This window comes from Tianweitania sp. (genome assembly GCF_032053605.1).
Lineage (GTDB): Bacteria > Pseudomonadota > Alphaproteobacteria > Rhizobiales > Rhizobiaceae > Tianweitania.
This window is the reverse complement of the sequence record NZ_DAMBUH010000085.1, coordinates 1-241: the sequence shown is the minus strand read 5'-3', so window position 1 is coordinate 241 and position 241 is coordinate 1. Positions and strand designations below refer to the sequence as shown.

Sequence of the window (241 nt, the reverse complement as noted above, 5' to 3'; positions counted from 1 at the left end):
GGAACCGTAGAGCGGCAGGCGCCGCAGCGCGATGCCGAAGCCGAACGCTTCATTCAAGAGGAAATCACCCGCCATCCCGGCGCGCCCTATTACATGGCGCAGACCATTGTCGTGCAGGAGCAAGCGCTGGAAGCCGCGCAGCGCCGGATCGAGGAACTGGAAAGCCAGCCCCAGGCTCAGCCGCAAAGCGGCGGCGGTGGCTTGTTCGGAAGCCTGTTCGGTGGCGGTGATCGCAGCGAAC

1 protein-coding gene is annotated in these 241 nt (G+C 65.6%); it reads left to right on the top strand.

Features of this window, described 5'->3' with window-relative positions:
* A partial coding sequence (locus RTX98_RS15925; protein WP_312797818.1) for a DUF2076 domain-containing protein occupies positions 1–241 on the top strand: 241 nt, incomplete at both ends.